A 16419-nucleotide genomic window follows, 5' to 3' on the forward strand; every position below is an offset into this window, starting at 1 on the left:
CCGTCCGCCGCAGGGATTGTCAGAGGCGGGTGCCAGACTCCCTGGGCATGAGCGAACAGGTGCGTCTTCGAGAGGTCAGTCACGCCGATCTGGAGGTGTTCCTCGCGCAGGAACACGATCCGGAGGCCGTGCACCGGTCGAATTTCCGGCCCAGGGAACCCGAGGTCTTCCTGCGGCACTGGAAGACGAAGGTCCTGGGAGACCCCTCCAACTTCGTGCGAGCCGTCACCGTCGACGGGGAGCTGGCGGGCAATCTCGTGGCGTGGTGGGAGGAGGACCGGCGTTTCATCGGGTACTGGCTCGGCCGGGAGTTCTGGGGCCGGGGCGTCGGCACGCGGGCGCTGCGGCTCTTCCTGGACCAGGAGACGACCCGGCCACTGCACGCCGACCCCTTCGCGGGGAACACCGGCTCGGTGCGGCTGCTGGAGAAGCACGGCTTCCGGCGCACCGGGACGGTCATGTACGGCGAGCACGAGCACGTCATGCTCGTGCTCCACGAAGGGGACTGACCCTCCGGGAAGTGTGGCCGGTAAGGCGCCGAGGAATTCCGACGTGCCGGAAAGCGATCCTCGGGCGTGATGCGGCACTGGTCAGGAGGTGGTCAGCCGTCCAGCTCCGTTGTCGGTGGCTCCCCCTGAGGTGAGGGCATCACCCGGAGCGCGGGGCCCCGGCGCGTGAGGGCATCACCCGGAGCGCGGGGCCCCGGCGCCCGGTCTGCCCGCCCCGCAGCCGGGCAGCCGTCGTTCGCCGGAGGCCGGGCAGACGCCAGGGGCCGCCATCGGCACCAGACGCGTCGCATCGGTGTGCTTCCATGGTCGGGGGAGTCATATCGGACGGGCGAGGGAGCACAGCATGCCGGTGGCGCGAAGGGCGGCGGCGCGCCCCGAGCCGGATTCGCCGGAGGGACGCCACTCCAGCGTGGTCTTCTCCGACGACCGGCAGTGGGCCGAGCATCTCGGCGTCTTCGTCCGCAGCGGACTCGAGAGAGGCGAGCAGATCCAGTACTTCGCGGACACCACCGCCCCTGAACGAGTACTGCGCGCGCTGACCGAGGCCGGCATCGACGCGGCCGGCGCCGTGACGCGAGGGCAGCTGTCCGTGTCGGTCGCCGCGCAGACGTACCTCGCAGGTTCCGGGTTCGATCCCGACACGATGATCGGGCTGTGGTTCGACGCGGCGGAAGCGGCCTCGGCCTCGGGATACCGAGGGCTGCGGGTGATCGGCGAGATGTCCTGGGGCGCGAGGGACGTCGCCGGTGCCGACAGGCTGCTCGAATACGAACTGCGCGTACACGAGGAGGTCTTCGCGCACGTGCCGCTGACGGCGTGGTGCTTCTACGACCGCCGCCTGATGGCCGACGCGTACGTGAGTGTCCTGGCGAGTGCCCACCTGACGCACAGGGGGGAACCGTACGCCGTACCCGCCCTGCGGGTGGCGCCCCTGGCGGACCGGCCGGGGCTGCTGATGTCCGGGTCGGCCGGATACGACACACGGGACGCGGTCGCCGCCGCGGCTGCCGTCATCTCGGGCGCGGCAGCCCGGACGGAGCTGGACCTCGCGGATCTGCGCCACCTCGACGCGGCTTCGCTGGCCGTGCTGGCCGACGCCGCGGCCGGGCGGCCTGGTGGCACGCCACTCAAGGTCAGGCAGGCACCTTCGCCCCTGCGGCGACTACTGCAACTGTTCCCGGAGCTCGACTCCGTGGTGGAGGTCGTGGACCGATGACAACATACGGGCCGGCCTCGGCCGGCCTCGGCCGGCAGGCCGCCTTCTACCACCCGGCCCTCTTCTACGGAACCGAGGGCGAGTACCTCGACGGCGTCGGGACGTTCGTCCAGGACGCCTTGGACCGGGAGCACTCCGTGCTGGTGGCCGTGCCCGGCCCGCACCTTCCACTGCTGCAGGACCTCGTCGAGGGCAACCGCAAGCACGTCACGTGGGTGGACATGCGGCAGGCGGGGCGCAACCCGGGTCGCATCCTGTCGATGCTCCAGGAGTTCGCCGACCGCGCGGTGGACGCACGCACACAGGCATCGATCGTCGGAGAGCCGATCTGGGTCGGGCGTACGCCGGCGGAGGCGTGGGAGGCGACCCGCCACGAAGCGCTGATCAACCTCGCCTTCACCGGGCGCCCGGTCAGCATTCTCTGTCCCTACGACACGGCGTTGCCCGAGGACGTGCTGGCACAGGCCCACCGCACCCACCCGGTGGTCGGTGCTCCGGGGGCGTACCGGGCCAGCCCCCGCTATACGGACCCCCACGAGGTCTGTTGCGACTGCGACACTCCGCTGCCCGAGCCGCCGGACGCGGTCGTCGTCCCGTTCGGCGAACGGGCCCTGGCCTCCGTGCGTGACGAGGCCGACCGCTGGGCGGCCGCCGCCGGTCTGCCGCCGGTCCGCCGTACGGACTGGCTCCTCGCGATCGGCGAGGCGACCGCCAACTCGGTCCGTCATGGAGGAGGCCGCGGGACTCTGCGACTGTGGTGCGCCGACGGCGAGCTGGTCGCGGAGATCCGCGACCGGGGCCGGCTGGCCGATCCCCTCATGGGCCGCCGTCGGCCCGACCCCCGGGCGGCCGCCGGCGGCCGAGGCGTGTGGATCATGCACCAGGTGTGCGATCTGGTCGAGTTCCGGGCGGTGGAGCAGGGGCTCGTCCTCCGTCTCCACATGGGACTGGAGTGAGCCGGGGAAGTCCTCGGTGGCGGACCGCACCTGCCCCGGCCGCCTCCATCAGGGTTGTGCCGCCCGGCGCAAGGCCGCGAGGAGTTCCCGGTTGCTCATGCCTTTGAGTACGTACTCGGAGACACCGGCGCTCGTCATCCGTTCGACCGAGCCCTTGTCGTCGTAAGCGGAGAACGCCACGATGCGGCTGTCCGGCGAACACCGCGCGATGCCCCTGGCGACGGAGGGGCCGTCGCCAGGGAAGCGGACGTCCAGGATCACGAGGTCCGGTCGGTGGCACCCGGCGAGCCGGAGCGCCTGCTCGCCGTCGCACGCGGTGGCCACGACCTCCATGTCGGGCTGAGCCCGGATGACCTCGCTCAGGGTCTCCAGGAGCATCACGTTGTCGTCACAGAGGAGCACGCTGAACGGTGCGCCGGGGGAGCCGCCCGGTGTCGCCGCGGTCACGGCGTACCGTCCTTCGGCTCCGACGCCGGAAGCGGTAGCGGGTTCGGCACCCAGAACTCGACCGTCGTCCCCGTCCCGGGGCGGCTGTGCATGGACCACCACCCTCCTGCCGTCTCGGCTCTCTCCCGCATCTCGATGACCCCGAAATGCTCGCGGGCACCGTCCACGGACATCGGTTCGCCGGTTCCGTCATCCACGACCCGCGTCAGGAGGCCGCCGTCGGCCGACGTGACGCGCACGTCGACCCGGCTCCCACGCGCGTGCTTGTGCACGTTCAGCAACGCTTCCTGGACGATACGGAAGATGGTGATGGCCGTCTCGGGCGTGGGCGCACGGTCCAGCTGGTGATCGAACGAGTAGTCCATCCCCCAGGAGGAGCGGACGACGTCGTCCAGGTGGCTCGCGAGCCCTTCGACCAGGCCATGCCTGTCGATCCCCGGCGGATGAAGCCGGAAGGTCAGACTCCGGAGTCGGCCGATCGCTTCGCGTACCGTCGCGTCGAGACGCCGCAGTTCCGCGGAGTGCGCCTCCGGCACCCGATCCGCCAGCAGTTCCAGCCGCATCGCGACAGCGACCATGGCCTGGATGGAGTCGTCGTGGACGTCCCACGCGATGCGGCGTCGTTCCGTCTCCTGCGCCTGCACCAGGTGATCGAAGAGCCGCCGTCGCTCGCTGAGGGCCTGCTGCGCCGCCCGTCGTTCGGACATGTCCCGGGTGACCTTGCCGAATCCCTGCAGCACGCCCTTCTCGTCCCACAGGGCGGTGATGACCACGTTCGCCCAGAACCGGGAGCCGTCCTGGCGGACACGCCAGCCCTCGTCCTCCAGTCTGCCCTCGGCCACGGCGGTTTCCAGCTCCCACTGCGGCTTGCCCGACGACTGGTCCTCGGGCGGGTAGAAGACCGAGAAGTGCTGTCCGAGGATGTCCGCGGCCTCGTACCCCTTGATCCGCTCCGCCCCCGCGTTCCAGCTGATGATGTAGCCCTGCGGGTCGAGCATGAAGATGCCGTAGTCCAGCACTCCCTGAACCAGCAGTGTGAAGGCCGTTTCCGACAGAGGAGCCGCCTGCTTCCGCGCCCACTTCTGCGGTCGCGGTTCCCGGGTCACCCGAGGAGCCCTTCACGTCGCGCGATCGTCACGGCTTCCAGCTGGGAACGCGCTCCCAGTTTCTCCAGGACCCGCTGGACGTGGTTGCGCCCCGTGTTCAGGGCGACCCCCAGCCGGTCGCTGATCTCCGCGGTGGAGTGTCCTTCCCCCAGCAGGTCAAGAGCTTCCCGCTCCCGCGGAGTCAGGTTCGCACCGACCCCCGGCTCCCGGCCGGTCAGCCGCCCCAGCACGTCACCGAGCAGGTCCTGGTCGAAAACGACCTCGCCCGCCGCCACCCTGCGTACGGCGTCCTCCAGTTCGCTCAGACCGCGGGCCTTCAGGATCAGTCCGGCTCCGCCGGTCTCGGCGACGCGGGCGGCCACCGACCCGCTGCCCTCGCCCGCCAGGATCAGCACGCGCACGTCCGGCGCGAGTGCGCGCAGATCGGCGATGGCGGTGACCCCGTCTCCGTCCGGCAGGCGCCGGTCCATGAGCACGACGTCCGGCTCGTATCGCCGCGCGTCGGACAGCGCCGACGCCACCGAAGCCGCCCGCGCCACGACCTGCAGGTCGGGTGAGCGCTCCAGGGCGAGACAGATCGCCTCGGCCACCATGTCGTGGTCCTCGACCAACAGGATCCTGACCGGTCGGTCGTGCGGGGAGGGTGAGGGCATCGGTGCATCCTTGCAGGTGGCGGACCGCATGATCATGCCAGAAGGTCCCGGAGCGACGCCTCCCCGACGGCCGCGGGTTCCGCCTCACGGCGCGTGGTGGCCGTTCCCGGAGCGTGAGGAGCCGACGCCGTGTCCATGGCCGCGTTTCCCCAGGCGAGGATGTCGTCCGCCCCGATGAGCGAGAGCAGTCGTGCCAACTGGCTGCCGACCCCTTCCACGGCGAGATCCACGCCTGCCCGGAGCACGGATGTCCGTGCCCTGAGCAAGGCGCTCAGTCCGGCGCAGTCGCAGAAGGAGATCCCGCTCAGATCGAGGCAGAGGCTCACCGGCTGCTTCGCCAGGCAAGCCGTCACCGCCTCCCGGACATGGGGGGCGGTGTCCAGGTCGAGTTCGCCGGCGAGAGTCACTCGCACGACGCCCGAACGAACCGCGGCGTTCGACGTGAACGGGTAGACGGTCACAGCGTCCCGCACCTCTCCGTGCTCACGTGCGGCGCATCCCTGTGCAGCGTGGTCCCACGAGCCCTTCCTGCGGAGGGGTCACCTGTAGTCAGCTGCCGCATCACTACCTCATAGTGCGAGGACACCAGTGCTGGACTAGTGAATCTGCACCAGACGCGGAAGTCAACACGTGCCGACGGAGAGGGCGGCGGCGGACGGCGCGGAAACGCGAAAGCGCATTCGGGTCACCAGGTGTCCCCCTCGGACGGAACCGTCCGAGGGGGACACCTGGCGGCTGCTGACCCGGCAGGCGCTGCGGGCCGGTGACGCGCACCGCCGGGAGGCGGGGCACCGGCCGAGGGCACCCGTCCGGAGACGGGTGCCGCGCACCTGCGGGGGTCAGTGTGCCCGGACGGCCGCGCGGACGCTGTCGACGTCCCCGCAGCCGGCCTCCAGGTGCTTCTTCCGGTCGCGGAGGAAGACCTCGCCGAGCTCGGCGCGGCGCTCGTCGGGCACGTTCTCCCGGGCTCCGTTGAGGATCGTGCGTTCCTCCTCGTCGAGGTGGTGGGTGACGGCCGTTGCGAGCTCCTCCAGTTTCTCGTCCCACTCGTCGGAGCCGACCTCTTCCACCTCCATCAGGGCGAGGAGCGCCTCGTTGCCTTCGTGGTGCTCCTCTTCTCCGTGCTCGACCTCCTCGTTGTCCACGTTCCGGAACCGCTTCAGCGCGGGGTAGACCTCGGCCTCCTCCGCCTCGCCGTGAGCGATCAGGAGTGCGGCGAACTCCCGCAGGGCCGCCCCGCGGTCCTCCTCGACGCTCCGCATCCGCCGCAGCAGCCCCTCCATGGTGCGATGGTCCTCGAGAATCACGGCCACCACGTCACGCTTTCCGGACACCACAAGCTCCTCTCCTCGGACGGTGTTCCGCTGGTACCCCCGGGAGGAGCGGCCAAGCGGAGGCGTTCGGCGGGGCGATGGTGCCGCGAGGGGGCCGGGTGGGGAGGCTGCGGCTCTGTCGGTCAACAGGTCCCCGGCGGCGTGGAGATGGGCCGCTGTGCCTGCGGAACCGCCGCGGAGAAGTGGCGCGGCTGCCCTGTGCGCTCTGCGGCCGGATCTATGGGTGTGCTGACACGCCCAGGTTTTTGAATATCGTTTTCATCTGGCTACTGTGAGGGCCTCCCGTGGAAGGACCTCTCGATGAGTCACACCCTGCCCGTCGGCTATGCCGTGCGCCCCGCGTCACCGGCGGACGTGGACGGTGCCCGCCACGTCATGCTCGACACGTTCTACAAGGACTTCGGATACGGGTACGTGCCCCGGTGGCACCGGGACGTGATGGACGTCCAGGGGACGTACCTCGATGATCCGCGGCACGCCCTGCTCGTGGCCGTCCACGACGGCGAGGTGGTCGCCACCACGGGTGTGCGGTCCCAGGGCCCGGCCCACCCGCCTCACCCCCGCCACCTGGCCGAGCGCTACCCGTCCGGCACCACGGCACAACTGGTCCGGGTCTACGTGCGGCCGGAGCACCGGCGGCGAGGCCTCGCCCGCACGCTGGTCGACGCGGCGCGCGACTTCGTCCTGGACACGCCCGGCTACGAGTGCATCTACCTCCACACCGACGCGAACGTCGAGGGCGCGGAGTCCTTCTGGCGGGGCGTGGCCAAGGAGGTGTTCGACGCGCGCGCCACGGGGGAGCACGGGCCGGGTGTGGCGACCGTGCACTTCGAGATCCCGCTCTGACCGGAGGGCGTCCGCGCCCCCGTCACCGACCGGGGTGACGGCGTCCTTTCCTCCTGCTCCGCCACGTGTTCCCTGTGGCCGGCGTGACCTCAGGCCGGCTGCCAGACGTGGGCGAGTGCCGACGGGGTGAGGAGCTGTTCGGGGTGCCCCTGGCTCACCAGGCGCCCCTCCCGCAGCAGTAGGCAGGCGTCGGCCGAGCGGGCGGCGTCCAGGTCGTGGGTGGCGTGGACGACGGTCACGCCGTCGGCGACCAGTTCCGTGAGCAGCGCCGCTATGCGTTCCCTGGCCTCGGGGTCGAGCCCCGTGGTCGGCTCGTCCAGCAGGAGCAGGTCCGACTCCTGGGCGAGCCCCTGGGCGATCAGGGCGCGCTGCCTCTGCCCGCCGGACAGCTCTCCCAGCTGTCGTGCGGCCAGGTCGGCGATGCCCAGGCGTTCCAGCGCCGTGTCCACCGCGGTCCGGTCGTGCCGGGTGAGCCGACGCCACGGGCCTCGCTCGCCCCAGCGCCCCATCTCCACGGTCTGCCGGACCGTCAGCGGCAGTGTGTCGCCGACGGCTCCGCGCTGGGGGACGAACGCCGGCGGCCGGCCGCCGGCGTGTTCCAGCTCGCCGGCGGTGGGCTGGATCACACCGGCCAGCACACCGAGCAGTGTGGACTTCCCGCTGCCGTTCGGGCCGACGAGCGCCGTGTTGGTCAACTTGACAATGTGCGCACTGAGTTGATGAAGAACCGGGTGTCCGGCGTAGCCGGCGGACAGCCCTTCGATCCGGATGCGAAGGGTCGGGTCCGTGGCGGAGGGGAGCGAGAGGTCCTGTTTGTTGAACATGATTTTCATTGTAGTGTGCTCGGCATGGAGTGGTTGACAGGCCCTTTTGAGGTGACCTTCGTGCAGCGTGCCCTGTGGGGCGGAGTCCTGGTGTCGGCGATCTGCGCCCTGGCAGGGACCTGGGTGGTGCTGAGAGGCATGGCCTTCCTCGGTGACGCCATGTCACACGGATTGCTGCCCGGCGTGGCACTCGCCGCGCTTCTGGGAGGAAACCTGCTGGTGGGGGCGTTGGTCAGCGCGGCCGTCATGACGGCCGGAGTCACCGCCCTCGGCCGCAGGCCCCGGCTCTCGGAGGACACCGGCATCGGGCTGCTCTTCGTGGGCATGCTGTCGCTCGGCGTCATCATCGTGTCGCGCTCGCAGTCCTTCGCGGTGGACCTGACCGGCTTTCTCTTCGGAGACGTCCTCGCCGTCCGCGAACAGGACCTGGTGCTGCTCGGCGGGGCCCTGCTGCTGGCACTGGCCGTCTCCGTCCTCGGTCACCGCGCCTTCCTGGCCCTGGCGTTCGACCCGCGCAAGGCCAGGACGCTCGGTCTGCGGCCACGACTGGCCCATGCCGTGCTGCTCGGACTGCTGGCGCTGGCCATCGTCGCCTCGTTCCACATCGTGGGAACGCTGCTCGTCCTGGGCCTGCTCATCGCCCCGCCGGCGGCCGCGCTGCCATGGGCGCGCAGCGTCCGTGGCGTGATGGTGCTCGCGGCGCTGCTCGGCACGACCGCCACGTTCGGAGGCCTGCTCCTGTCCTGGCACCTGAGCACCGCGGCCGGTGCGACCGTCTCGGCCCTGGCCGTCGGCCTGTTCTTCCTCTCCCACCTGGCATCCGGCATCCGCCACCACCGCAGCGCACGCCCGGCCGGCATCCGCCCGGCGACAACCGACTGAGAAAGACCTGAGGCGATTCCCTTGTCCGTCCTGTGCGTCCCGTCTGTCCGAAGAAACGTCACTTCCTGGGCGCCGGCCGCGGTCGTGGCCCTCGCACTGCTCGCCACGAGCTGCGCGGGACAGGACGGCGACGCGTCCGCCCGGAAAGCGAGTGCCCCGGCCTCCGGGACTCCGCACGGATACGTGGAGGGGGCGCAGGAGGCGGCAGAGCAGCAGTCCCGGCTCCTTCTCAACGACCCGGGCACGGGTGACACCCGGGTCCTCGACCTGATCACCGGCAAGACGCACGAGGTGCCCCGGACCACCGGCGCCTCGGGCCTCACCACGGACGGCCGGTTCGGATACCTCCATGCCGCGGGCGGAACACGGGTCATCGACGGCGGCGCCTGGATGGTGGACCACGGGGACCACGTGCACTACTACCGCGCAGCGATACGCGACGTCGGCCGCATACCGGGCGGCACCGGCGCGGGCGTCCGCAGCGACGCCGCCGTGACCGCCGTGACCGCCGAGGACGGCCGGGCCGCGGTCTACCGCCGGGCCGCACTCGAGAACGGTGAAGTGGGCGTCTCCCGCTCGCTGTCCGGGGTGCACGCCAGTGCCGTCGTACCGTACGCGGAGCACCTCCTCTCCCTCACGGGCGGCCCCGGCGGCTCCACGAAGGTCGTGGTGCACGACCGGGAGGGCAAGCGCGTCGCCTCGCCGGACGCCGGGTGCGAGGACCCGCGGGGCGATGCCGTCACCCGGCGCGGAGTGGTGTTCGGCTGTGCGGACGGCGCCCTGCTGATCAGCGAGGACGACGGCACCTTCGCAGCCGAGGAAATACCGTACGGTGCCGATGTCCCCGCCCGTGAAAGGGCCCTGTCCTTCAGCCACCGCGCGGGAAGCGACACACTCACCGCGCCGGCCGGCGACCGTGCCGTGTGGGTACTGGACGTCACGGAGCGCGCCTGGACACGGGTGGAGACCGGGCCCGTCCTCGCCGCGAACACCGCGGGTGAGGGAGCACCGCTGCTCGTCGTCGAGGACGACGGGGCCCTGCACGGCTACGACATCGCCACGGGCAAGCGGGTGTCGGGGACCGAGCGGCTCCTCACCGTCGTCCCCGAGGCCCGAGCCGACGGCACCCCAGGCCCTGTCGTCGAGGTCGACCGCAGCCGGGCGTACCTCAACGACCCGGCGGGCAGCCGCGTCCACGAGATCGACTACAACGACAACCTGCGCGTCGCCCGCACTCTCGACCTCGGCATGAAGCCGGCACTGATGGTGGAGACCGGACGATGAGGACACCGAAGCGAACCGTTCTGCGGCTCCGCCGCCTGTTGCTGACCCTTGTCACCCTCGCCGTCGCCGCCACGGCCACCGCCTGTACGAGCAGCGACGACCGGCCCAGGGTGGTGGTGACGACCAACATCCTCGGCGACATCACCCAGGAGATCGTCGGCGACGAGGCCGAGGTCACGGTCCTGATGAAGCCGAACGCCGATCCGCACTCCTTCGGGCTGTCGGCCGTCCAGGCCGCCGAGCTGGAGCGTGCCGACCTGGTGGTCTTCAACGGACTCGGCCTGGAGGAGAACGTGCTGCGGCACGTGGACGCCGCCCGTGAGTCGGGCGTGGCCGCCTTCGAGGCCGGCAAGGCGGTGGACCCCCTCACCTTCCAGCCGCACGCGGACGGGGGCCCCGGGGAGGACGCCGGGCAGCCCGACCCGCACTTCTGGACCGACCCCGACCGCGTACGGAAGGCGGCGGGCCTGATCGCCGACCAGGTCGTCGAGCACGTGGACGGGGTGGACGAGAAGGCGGTCCGGGCCAACGCCGCCCGCTACGACGGGCAACTCGCCGATCTCACGACCTGGATGGAGAAGTCCTTCGGCCGTGTCCCCGAGGAGCAGCGGGCGTTGGTGACCAACCACCACGTCTTCGGCTACCTCGCGGAACGCTTCCGGTTCCGGGTGATCGGCGCCGTCATCCCCAGCGGCACCACGCTTGCCTCTCCCAGCTCCTCCGACCTGCGCTCGCTCACCGAGGCCATGCGTGACGCAGGGGTGCGGACGGTGTTCGCCGACTCCTCCCAGCCCACGCGGCTGGCCGAGGTCCTGCGCACCGAGCTGGGAGGCCAGGTACGGGTGGTCGAGCTCTACTCCGAGTCACTCACCGAGAAGGACAAGGGCGCCGGCACCTACCTGCAGATGATGCGCGCCAACACCACCGCCATGGCCGGAGGCCTGACCGGCGGCTGAGGCCGCGCCACCGCCCGCCAGGAGCAGGCGGGACGGCCCGTCACAGAGAGACACACTCACGCCGCGCTCGCGCGGCCGGAAAAAAAGGGAACGAACAAAGTGAACAAGACGATACGCGGCAGAGCCCTCGCCGGAACCGCCCTCGCCCTCGCCGTCTCCACGGTGCTCACCGCCTGCGGGGGAGAGGACGGCGGCACCTCGGACGCGGGGACCGCGAAGGACTCGCCGAGTGCCCGGCCCACCGCGACGGTGAAGGACCCGCTGGTCGCGACCTTCGACGGCGGCCTGTACGTCCTCGACGGCGAAAGCCTGAAGTTGACGAGGACGATCGCCATGCCCGGCTTCAACCGCGTCAACCCCGCAGGCGACGACTCCCACGTCATCGTGTCCACCGACGCCGGCTTCCGGGTCCTCGACGCCGCCGCGCAGAACCTCACCGACATCACCTACGAGGGTGCGAAGCCCGGCCACGTCGTCCGGCACGCCGGGAAGACCGTCCTGTTCACCGACGGCACCGGGGAGGTCAATGTCTTCGACCCCGCCGGCCTCGCCGACGGCAAGAAGCCCGAAGGCCGCACCTACGCCTCCGCCGAGGCGCATCACGGCGTGGCCATCGAACTGAGCAACGGTGAACTGCTCAGCACCCTCGGCACCGAGGAGAAGCGCACCGGCGCACTCGTCCTCGACAAGAACAACAAGGAGATCAAGCGCAACGAGAAGTGCCCCGGCGTCCACGGCGAAGCCGCCGCCCAGGGCGAAGCCGTGGCAGTCGGCTGCGAGGACGGCGTACTGATCTACAAGAACGGCACGTTCACCAAGGTCGACGCCCCCGACGACTACGGCCGCATCGGCAACCAGGCGGGCAGCGAAGCGTCGCCGGTCCTCCTGGGCGACTACAAGACCGACCCGGACGCCGAACTGGAGCGACCCACGCGCGTCTCCCTCATCGACACCGAAACCGCCGAACTGCGCCTGGTCGACCTGGGCACGAGCTACTCGTTCCGCTCGCTCGGCCGCGGACCCCACGGCGAGGCACTCGTCCTCGGCACCGACGGAGCCCTCCACGTCATCGACCCGGAGACGGGCAAGGTCGAGAAGAAGATCCCCGTCGTGGACAAGTGGCAGGAGCCGCTCGACTGGCAGCAGCCCCGGCCCACGCTGTTCGTCCGCGACCACACCGCGTACGTCTCCGAACCGGGCAAGCGCACGCTGCACGCCGTCGACATCGAGTCCGGCGAGAAGGTCACGTCGGTGACGCTGCCGAAGAGCACGAACGAACTCTCCGGCGTCGCCGCAGGCCACTGACATCCGGCTCGGCACGACCCTCGTGGCCACGCCCCCCGCCCGGGCACGGAAGGACGCGCGTGCCCGGGCGGGCCGTGGCACACCTCGTCCCACGGAGACTCGACGCCCGGGACGCGGCTCGTCACCGCGTGCCGGTCCGCCGGCTGCGCGACGAGGACAAGCCGCGGACGCTCGCCGCGCCCACCCGGGGCTCGGCACCCGCGGGGCCGGTGAACCGGCTCGGCAGGCAGATGCCGGCCGGGGCGTTCGCTGCCCGCAGTCCACCACGCTCGGCCGGCTGGCCGGCACCGAAACCGCCTCCGGCGGTCCGTCGCGCGCCGCCCGGCTCCGGCCCAGCTGGACACGCCTCCTGCTGTCCGGGCCTGAGCCACGGGCCAGTTCCTCCCGGCGAATGCTGCGGAGCGCGAGATCGGCATCCTCGCCCGACGGAGCGTCCGGGGTGGGCTGGAACCAGGCCACGGCAGGGGCGGAGCGGTTCAGTACCGGGTCGAGCTCAGGAGCGACCGCCGTCGAGCCGGAAACACCGATGCAAGCCACGGAAGGCAGCACCTCGACAGGGCCGAAGGGGCCGGCGGTCCGGTCCGGGTACTCGCGGCAGGGCGGAACGAGATGGACCGGCGCGAAGGAGAACGCGCGTTCCGCCTGCCGCTGGAGGCCGCTGACCTTCATGTCGTTGAGGCGCTTGCACGGGTAGCCCTCCAGCATCCCCCCATAGACCGAGGACATCCGCAGTTCGGCGAGCTCGATCGAGCGACCGGACGAGAGGACTATGTGGCTCAGCGACATGCCGACACCCATTGTGCACGGTCCGTCTCCGACGGACGCCGTCCTGGTGGGCCCCGAGCTGTCCCGGGCACGGGTCAGCTGTTGACACGACCGGTCACCACGGCACGGCACTCGTCGGAGCCGATCCCCGGTCCTCCCGAGCGGTCACCCGTGGTCCCGGGGTGCGGGGAAGGCCGTCGGCACACCTCCGGAAATGCCGGAATCCGCCTTGGCCCGTCGACCGGCGGCCCGCAGAGTGGCCAAGGGGGGTAATCGGCCGAACGGGAGGAGGAGTTGATGGCCACGTGCTTCGGGGTCCTCGGGCCGATCGAGGTACGGCGGAACGGTGTCCTCATCGATGCCGGGCATGCGATGCAGCGGCGCGTTCTCGCGGCGCTCCTCGTCGACGCGGACCAGGTGGTGCCGTCCGACGTGCTGGTGGACCGGGTCTGGGGAGACACCGACGCCAGGAGCGGACGCACGAAACTGTACGGATACGTCTCCCGCCTGCGACACGTGCTGGCGACAGGGCGGGCGGGGTGCGGGACCGCCTCCCTCACCCGGGAGAGCGGCGGCGGCTACCGCCTGGCCGTCGAACGCGCGTCGGTGGACCTCCACCGCTTCCGGGAGCTGTCCGGCCTGGCCCGGAGAACGGCCGCCGACGAAGAGGCCGAGGCGGTCTGGTGCGAAGCCCTCGGCCTGTGGCGGGGAAGTGCGTTCACTGGCGTCGACACACCCTGGTTCAATGCGCAGCGCGACCTCCTCGACGGCGAACGCCTGTCCGCCCAACTGGAGTTGGTCGACGTCCGATTACGCCTCGCGCTCCACGCCCAACTGGTGAGCGAGCTGCGCGACCGCGCGGCCGCGCGGCCCTTCGACGAACGTGTCGTCGGTCAGCTGATGCTGGCCCTGTACCGATGCGGTCGCCAGGCGGAGGCACTGGACGGCTACGATCGCGCCCGCCGGCGCCTCGCCGAGGAGCTCGGGATCGACCCGGGTGCCGAACTACGGCGGCTGCACGAGCGCATCCTCGCGGCGGGCCCCGAACTGGCCGCGACCCGTCCCGCCGCGCGGCCCGCCACCACGCAGCCGGCCGACGGGGACGAAGCCACGGTCTCCCCGCCCCGAGCCTCGGGAAAACGGCAGCTCGTCCCTCGCCTCCTGCCCCCGGACCTGCCGCTCTACGTCGGCAGGGAGAGCGAACTCACGGAGGCACAGCAGGTGTTCGCCGGGGAGACGGCGCCCGGCCCCGTGACTCTGCTCGTCACCGGGCCCGCCGGAGTCGGGAAGACGGCCTTCGCCGTCCGCACGGCGCACGGACTCGCCTCGCGCTTCACCGACGGGCAGCTCCACGCCGACCTGCGAGGCTTCGGCGACGAGCCGGCCGAGCCGTACACGGTCCTGGGCACCTTCCTGCGCGCCCTCGGTGTCAGCGGCGGGAGCGTCCCCGGCGAACTGGCCGACCGGGTCCACCTCTATCGGACGCTGCTGGCCCAGCGCAGGGTACTCGTCGTCCTGGACAACGCGGCCGACGCGAGGCAACTGCGGGATCTCATGCCGAGCGGCGGGCACTGCGCCGCCCTCATCACCAGCCGGGCGACGCTGGCAGAGATCAGCGGCCGGCGCATCACCCTCGGTGTACTGAGTTCCACGACGGGACTCGCCCTGCTGCGCGAGATGCTGGGACCCCGGCGGACCGCGGCGGAGCCCGACGCGGCCCGCTCCATCGTCGAGACCTGTGGTGGGCTGCCTCTGGCCGTGTGGGTGGCCGGAGCCCGCCTGGCCGCACGACCCCACTGGCCCCTGAGCAAGGTGGCCCGCGCCCTCGCCGACGAACAGCGCAGGCTGGACGAGCTGGCCGTCGGCCACATCGCCGTAAGGGCCAGCCTCGGGCTGACGTACCAGGGGATGTCCGAGGCGGCACAGAGTGCGCTGCGGACGCTGGCCCTGCTCCCCGGACCGGCCTTCGCCGCCTGGGCGCTGGCCGCGCTCCTCGACGTAGGCCTGGATGAGGCAGAGGCCGTCCTCGACGACCTGGTGGAGGTGCACCTCGTCCAGGCCGGCACGGCCCGCGCGACCGGAATCCGGTACCAACTCCACGATCTGGTGCTGCTGTTCGCGCGCGAGCGCGCCGAACAGAGCCTCTCGTTCCAGGACCGCGCGGCCGCGTCGGCCCGGCTGCTCGGGGCAAGCCTGCACCTCACCGACCTCGCTGCGGACACCCTCAGCGTCGACTTCCAGGGCATCCCTCAGAAGGACCTGGTGTCCTGGCGGCTCTCGGTGGCCGACACCGGCTCCCTGCTGGCCGACCCGCAGGCGTGGTTCGATGACGAACGTCAGTTCCTCGTCGGTGTCGTGGAACAGGCCCTGGACCGGGGGGAGACCGCACCCGCCGCCGGGCTCGCCACCGCCCTCACGGCCTTCTTCCAGGTCGGCAGCTACTTCGACGACTGGGAGCGGCTCCAGAGCCGGGCACTCAAGGCGACGAGGCGCGACGGCGACGACCACAGCGCCTCGAAACTCCACAGGTGCCTCGGTGAGCTCACCACCATCCTGGACCGGTACCCGGAAGCCCTGCACCACTTCGAGCAGGCGCTGCTGCTCGCCGAGGGGCAGGAATCGACCTATCGCGCCAGCGCGACGGCCGGGCTGGCGTACGTCCACCGGCTGCTCGGCGAGTACGACTCCGCCGTCCGCCACTTCGAAACGGCCGTCCAGCTGGCCGGATCGGCGGGGAACGTCAACTGCCTCGTGTACGCGACCAACGGCCTCGGGGTGATCGACCTGGAGCAGGGGCGCGTAGGCGCCGCGGTGGCCAGGTTCACGGAGTGCCTGCGGGTCAGCCGCCTCGCGGGCTACCTGCCGGGGGAGGCCCAGGCCCTGCGCTGCCTGGGCCAGAGCCACCGGGCGCGCGGCGCCTACCGGGACGCCGCCGACGCCTATCGGCAGGCGGCCGTGATCAGCGAGCAGCTCGGCGACCACCTCACCGCCACCCACGCCACCTGCTGGCTCGGCGACGTCCTCGCCCGGCTGGGCGAACACCGCGAAGGGCGCCGCCTGCTCGCGAAGAGCCTGTGGGCCTACCGCGGGTTCGGCAACCTCTGGGGTGAGGCCGCGACCCTGTACGCGCTCGCCGAGGCACACCTCGCGGTCGATCGCCCGGCCCACGCCCGCAGACGGGCCGAGGCCGCCGTCGGACTGTGGCGGCGCATCGGCTCCAGCACCTGGCTGGCCGTGGGCCTCGACACACTGGCCGAGGCGCACGACCTGGCGGGTGACCACGCGTCCGCGCTGTGCGCGCGCGAGGAGGCCAGGGCGCTACGGGGGTGAACGCGG

15 protein-coding genes and 1 pseudogene are annotated in these 16419 nt (G+C 71.4%); 9 read left to right on the plus strand and 7 right to left on the minus strand.

The features are described 5' to 3' along the window. The first annotated feature begins 47 nt into the window (after nucleotides 1–47). The 3 genes from OO67_RS19630 (at nucleotide 48) to OO67_RS19640 (ending at nucleotide 2681) form a co-directional block, all read left to right on the plus strand. Complete coding sequence (locus OO67_RS19630; RefSeq protein ID WP_078598110.1) at nucleotides 48–509, plus strand: GNAT family N-acetyltransferase; 462 nt, start codon at nucleotides 48–50, stop codon at nucleotides 507–509. A 343-nt stretch (nucleotides 510–852) separates the two neighbouring features. Continuing rightward, entirely contained in the window at nucleotides 853–1725 is an 873-nt protein-coding gene (locus OO67_RS19635) for an MEDS domain-containing protein (RefSeq protein WP_033302106.1), read from the plus strand. Further along, nucleotides 1722–2681, plus strand: coding sequence for a sensor histidine kinase (locus OO67_RS19640; RefSeq protein WP_033302107.1), 960 nt, complete (start codon nucleotides 1722–1724; stop codon nucleotides 2679–2681). Before OO67_RS19635 ends, OO67_RS19640 begins: the two co-directional genes overlap by 4 nt. A 48-nt stretch (nucleotides 2682–2729) precedes the next feature. On the opposite strand, the gene OO67_RS19645 is transcribed toward OO67_RS19640, so the two are convergent. The 5 genes from OO67_RS19645 to OO67_RS19665 form a co-directional block, all read right to left on the minus strand. Further along, entirely contained in the window at nucleotides 2730–3128 is a 399-nt protein-coding gene (locus OO67_RS19645; RefSeq protein ID WP_078598111.1) for a response regulator, read from the minus strand. Beyond that, entirely contained in the window at nucleotides 3125–4234 is a 1110-nt protein-coding gene (locus OO67_RS19650) for a PAS domain-containing sensor histidine kinase (RefSeq protein WP_106972774.1), read from the minus strand. The genes OO67_RS19645 and OO67_RS19650 overlap by 4 nt, the downstream gene beginning before the upstream one ends. Next, nucleotides 4231–4887 (minus strand): response regulator transcription factor, encoded by a 657-nt coding sequence (locus tag OO67_RS19655; protein ID WP_033302268.1) that lies wholly within the window; start codon nucleotides 4885–4887, stop codon nucleotides 4231–4233. The genes OO67_RS19650 and OO67_RS19655 overlap by 4 nt, the downstream gene beginning before the upstream one ends. A gap of 32 nt (nucleotides 4888–4919) precedes the next feature. After that, nucleotides 4920–5348: an STAS domain-containing protein gene (locus OO67_RS35755; protein WP_051709573.1), complete on the minus strand. Its 429-nt coding sequence runs from the start codon at nucleotides 5346–5348 to the stop codon at nucleotides 4920–4922. 378 nt (nucleotides 5349–5726) lie between these two features. Further along, nucleotides 5727–6221: a hemerythrin domain-containing protein gene (locus OO67_RS19665; RefSeq protein WP_033302273.1), complete on the minus strand. Its 495-nt coding sequence runs from the start codon at nucleotides 6219–6221 to the stop codon at nucleotides 5727–5729. 300 nt (nucleotides 6222–6521) lie between these two features. Here OO67_RS19665 and OO67_RS19670 point away from each other — a divergent pair, with 300 nt between their 5' ends. Beyond that, nucleotides 6522–7067: a GNAT family N-acetyltransferase gene (locus OO67_RS19670; protein WP_033302109.1), complete on the plus strand. Its 546-nt coding sequence runs from the start codon at nucleotides 6522–6524 to the stop codon at nucleotides 7065–7067. Between the two features lie 89 nt (nucleotides 7068–7156). Here the strand turns inward: OO67_RS19670 and aztA are convergent, their stop codons facing one another. Beyond that, entirely contained in the window at nucleotides 7157–7900 is a 744-nt protein-coding gene (gene aztA / locus OO67_RS19675) for a zinc ABC transporter ATP-binding protein AztA (RefSeq protein ID WP_033302111.1), read from the minus strand. Between the two features lie 15 nt (nucleotides 7901–7915). Between aztA and aztB the strand changes: the two genes are divergently transcribed. From aztB to aztD, 4 genes are all read left to right on the plus strand, one after another. After that, on the plus strand, nucleotides 7916–8773 hold the full coding sequence (gene aztB, locus OO67_RS19680) for a zinc ABC transporter permease AztB (RefSeq protein ID WP_033302275.1): 858 nt from the start codon (nucleotides 7916–7918) through the stop codon (nucleotides 8771–8773). A gap of 84 nt (nucleotides 8774–8857) precedes the next feature. After that, nucleotides 8858–10057: a hypothetical protein gene (locus OO67_RS19685; RefSeq protein WP_106972775.1), complete on the plus strand. Its 1200-nt coding sequence runs from the start codon at nucleotides 8858–8860 to the stop codon at nucleotides 10055–10057. Then, nucleotides 10054–11013, plus strand: a complete 960-nt coding sequence (gene aztC / locus OO67_RS19690; protein WP_033302112.1) for a zinc ABC transporter substrate-binding protein AztC — start codon at nucleotides 10054–10056, stop codon at nucleotides 11011–11013. Before OO67_RS19685 ends, aztC begins: the two co-directional genes overlap by 4 nt. A gap of 99 nt (nucleotides 11014–11112) precedes the next feature. Continuing rightward, nucleotides 11113–12318: a zinc metallochaperone AztD gene (gene aztD / locus OO67_RS19695; RefSeq protein ID WP_033302113.1), complete on the plus strand. Its 1206-nt coding sequence runs from the start codon at nucleotides 11113–11115 to the stop codon at nucleotides 12316–12318. A gap of 369 nt (nucleotides 12319–12687) precedes the next feature. Here aztD and OO67_RS39930 read toward each other — a convergent pair. Continuing rightward, nucleotides 12688–13104: pseudogene (locus OO67_RS39930) on the minus strand (hypothetical protein); the annotation flags it as partial. Nucleotides 13105–13380: 276 nt separating this feature from the next. Here OO67_RS39930 and OO67_RS19700 point away from each other — a divergent pair. Beyond that, the gene (locus OO67_RS19700) at nucleotides 13381–16413 is read left to right on the plus strand and encodes an AfsR/SARP family transcriptional regulator (protein WP_033302115.1); all 3033 of its coding nucleotides are present in this window, start codon (nucleotides 13381–13383) and stop codon (nucleotides 16411–16413) included. Nucleotides 16414–16419 lie beyond the last annotated feature (6 nt).

It is taken from the genome of Streptomyces atroolivaceus (assembly GCF_000717025.1).
In the GTDB taxonomy this organism is placed as follows: Bacteria; Actinomycetota; Actinomycetes; order Streptomycetales; family Streptomycetaceae; genus Streptomyces; species Streptomyces atroolivaceus.

What these genes read in the sequence shown, in the direction of transcription:
- OO67_RS19630 (WP_078598110.1), top strand. Translation starts at nt 48, where the DNA reads ATGAGCGAACAGGTGCGTCTTCGAGAGGTCAGTCACGCCGATCTGGAG.
- OO67_RS19635 (WP_033302106.1), top strand. Translation starts at nt 853, where the DNA reads ATGCCGGTGGCGCGAAGGGCGGCGGCGCGCCCCGAGCCGGATTCGCCG.
- OO67_RS19640 (WP_033302107.1), top strand. Translation starts at nt 1,722, where the DNA reads ATGACAACATACGGGCCGGCCTCGGCCGGCCTCGGCCGGCAGGCCGCC.
- OO67_RS19655 (WP_033302268.1), bottom strand. Translation starts at nt 4,887, where the DNA reads ATGCCCTCACCCTCCCCGCACGACCGACCGGTCAGGATCCTGTTGGTC.
- OO67_RS19670 (WP_033302109.1), top strand. Translation starts at nt 6,522, where the DNA reads ATGAGTCACACCCTGCCCGTCGGCTATGCCGTGCGCCCCGCGTCACCG.
- aztA (WP_033302111.1), bottom strand. Translation starts at nt 7,900, where the DNA reads ATGAAAATCATGTTCAACAAACAGGACCTCTCGCTCCCCTCCGCCACG.
- aztB (WP_033302275.1), top strand. Translation starts at nt 7,916, where the DNA reads ATGGAGTGGTTGACAGGCCCTTTTGAGGTGACCTTCGTGCAGCGTGCC.
- aztC (WP_033302112.1), top strand. Translation starts at nt 10,054, where the DNA reads ATGAGGACACCGAAGCGAACCGTTCTGCGGCTCCGCCGCCTGTTGCTG.
- OO67_RS19700 (WP_033302115.1), top strand. Translation starts at nt 13,381, where the DNA reads ATGGCCACGTGCTTCGGGGTCCTCGGGCCGATCGAGGTACGGCGGAAC.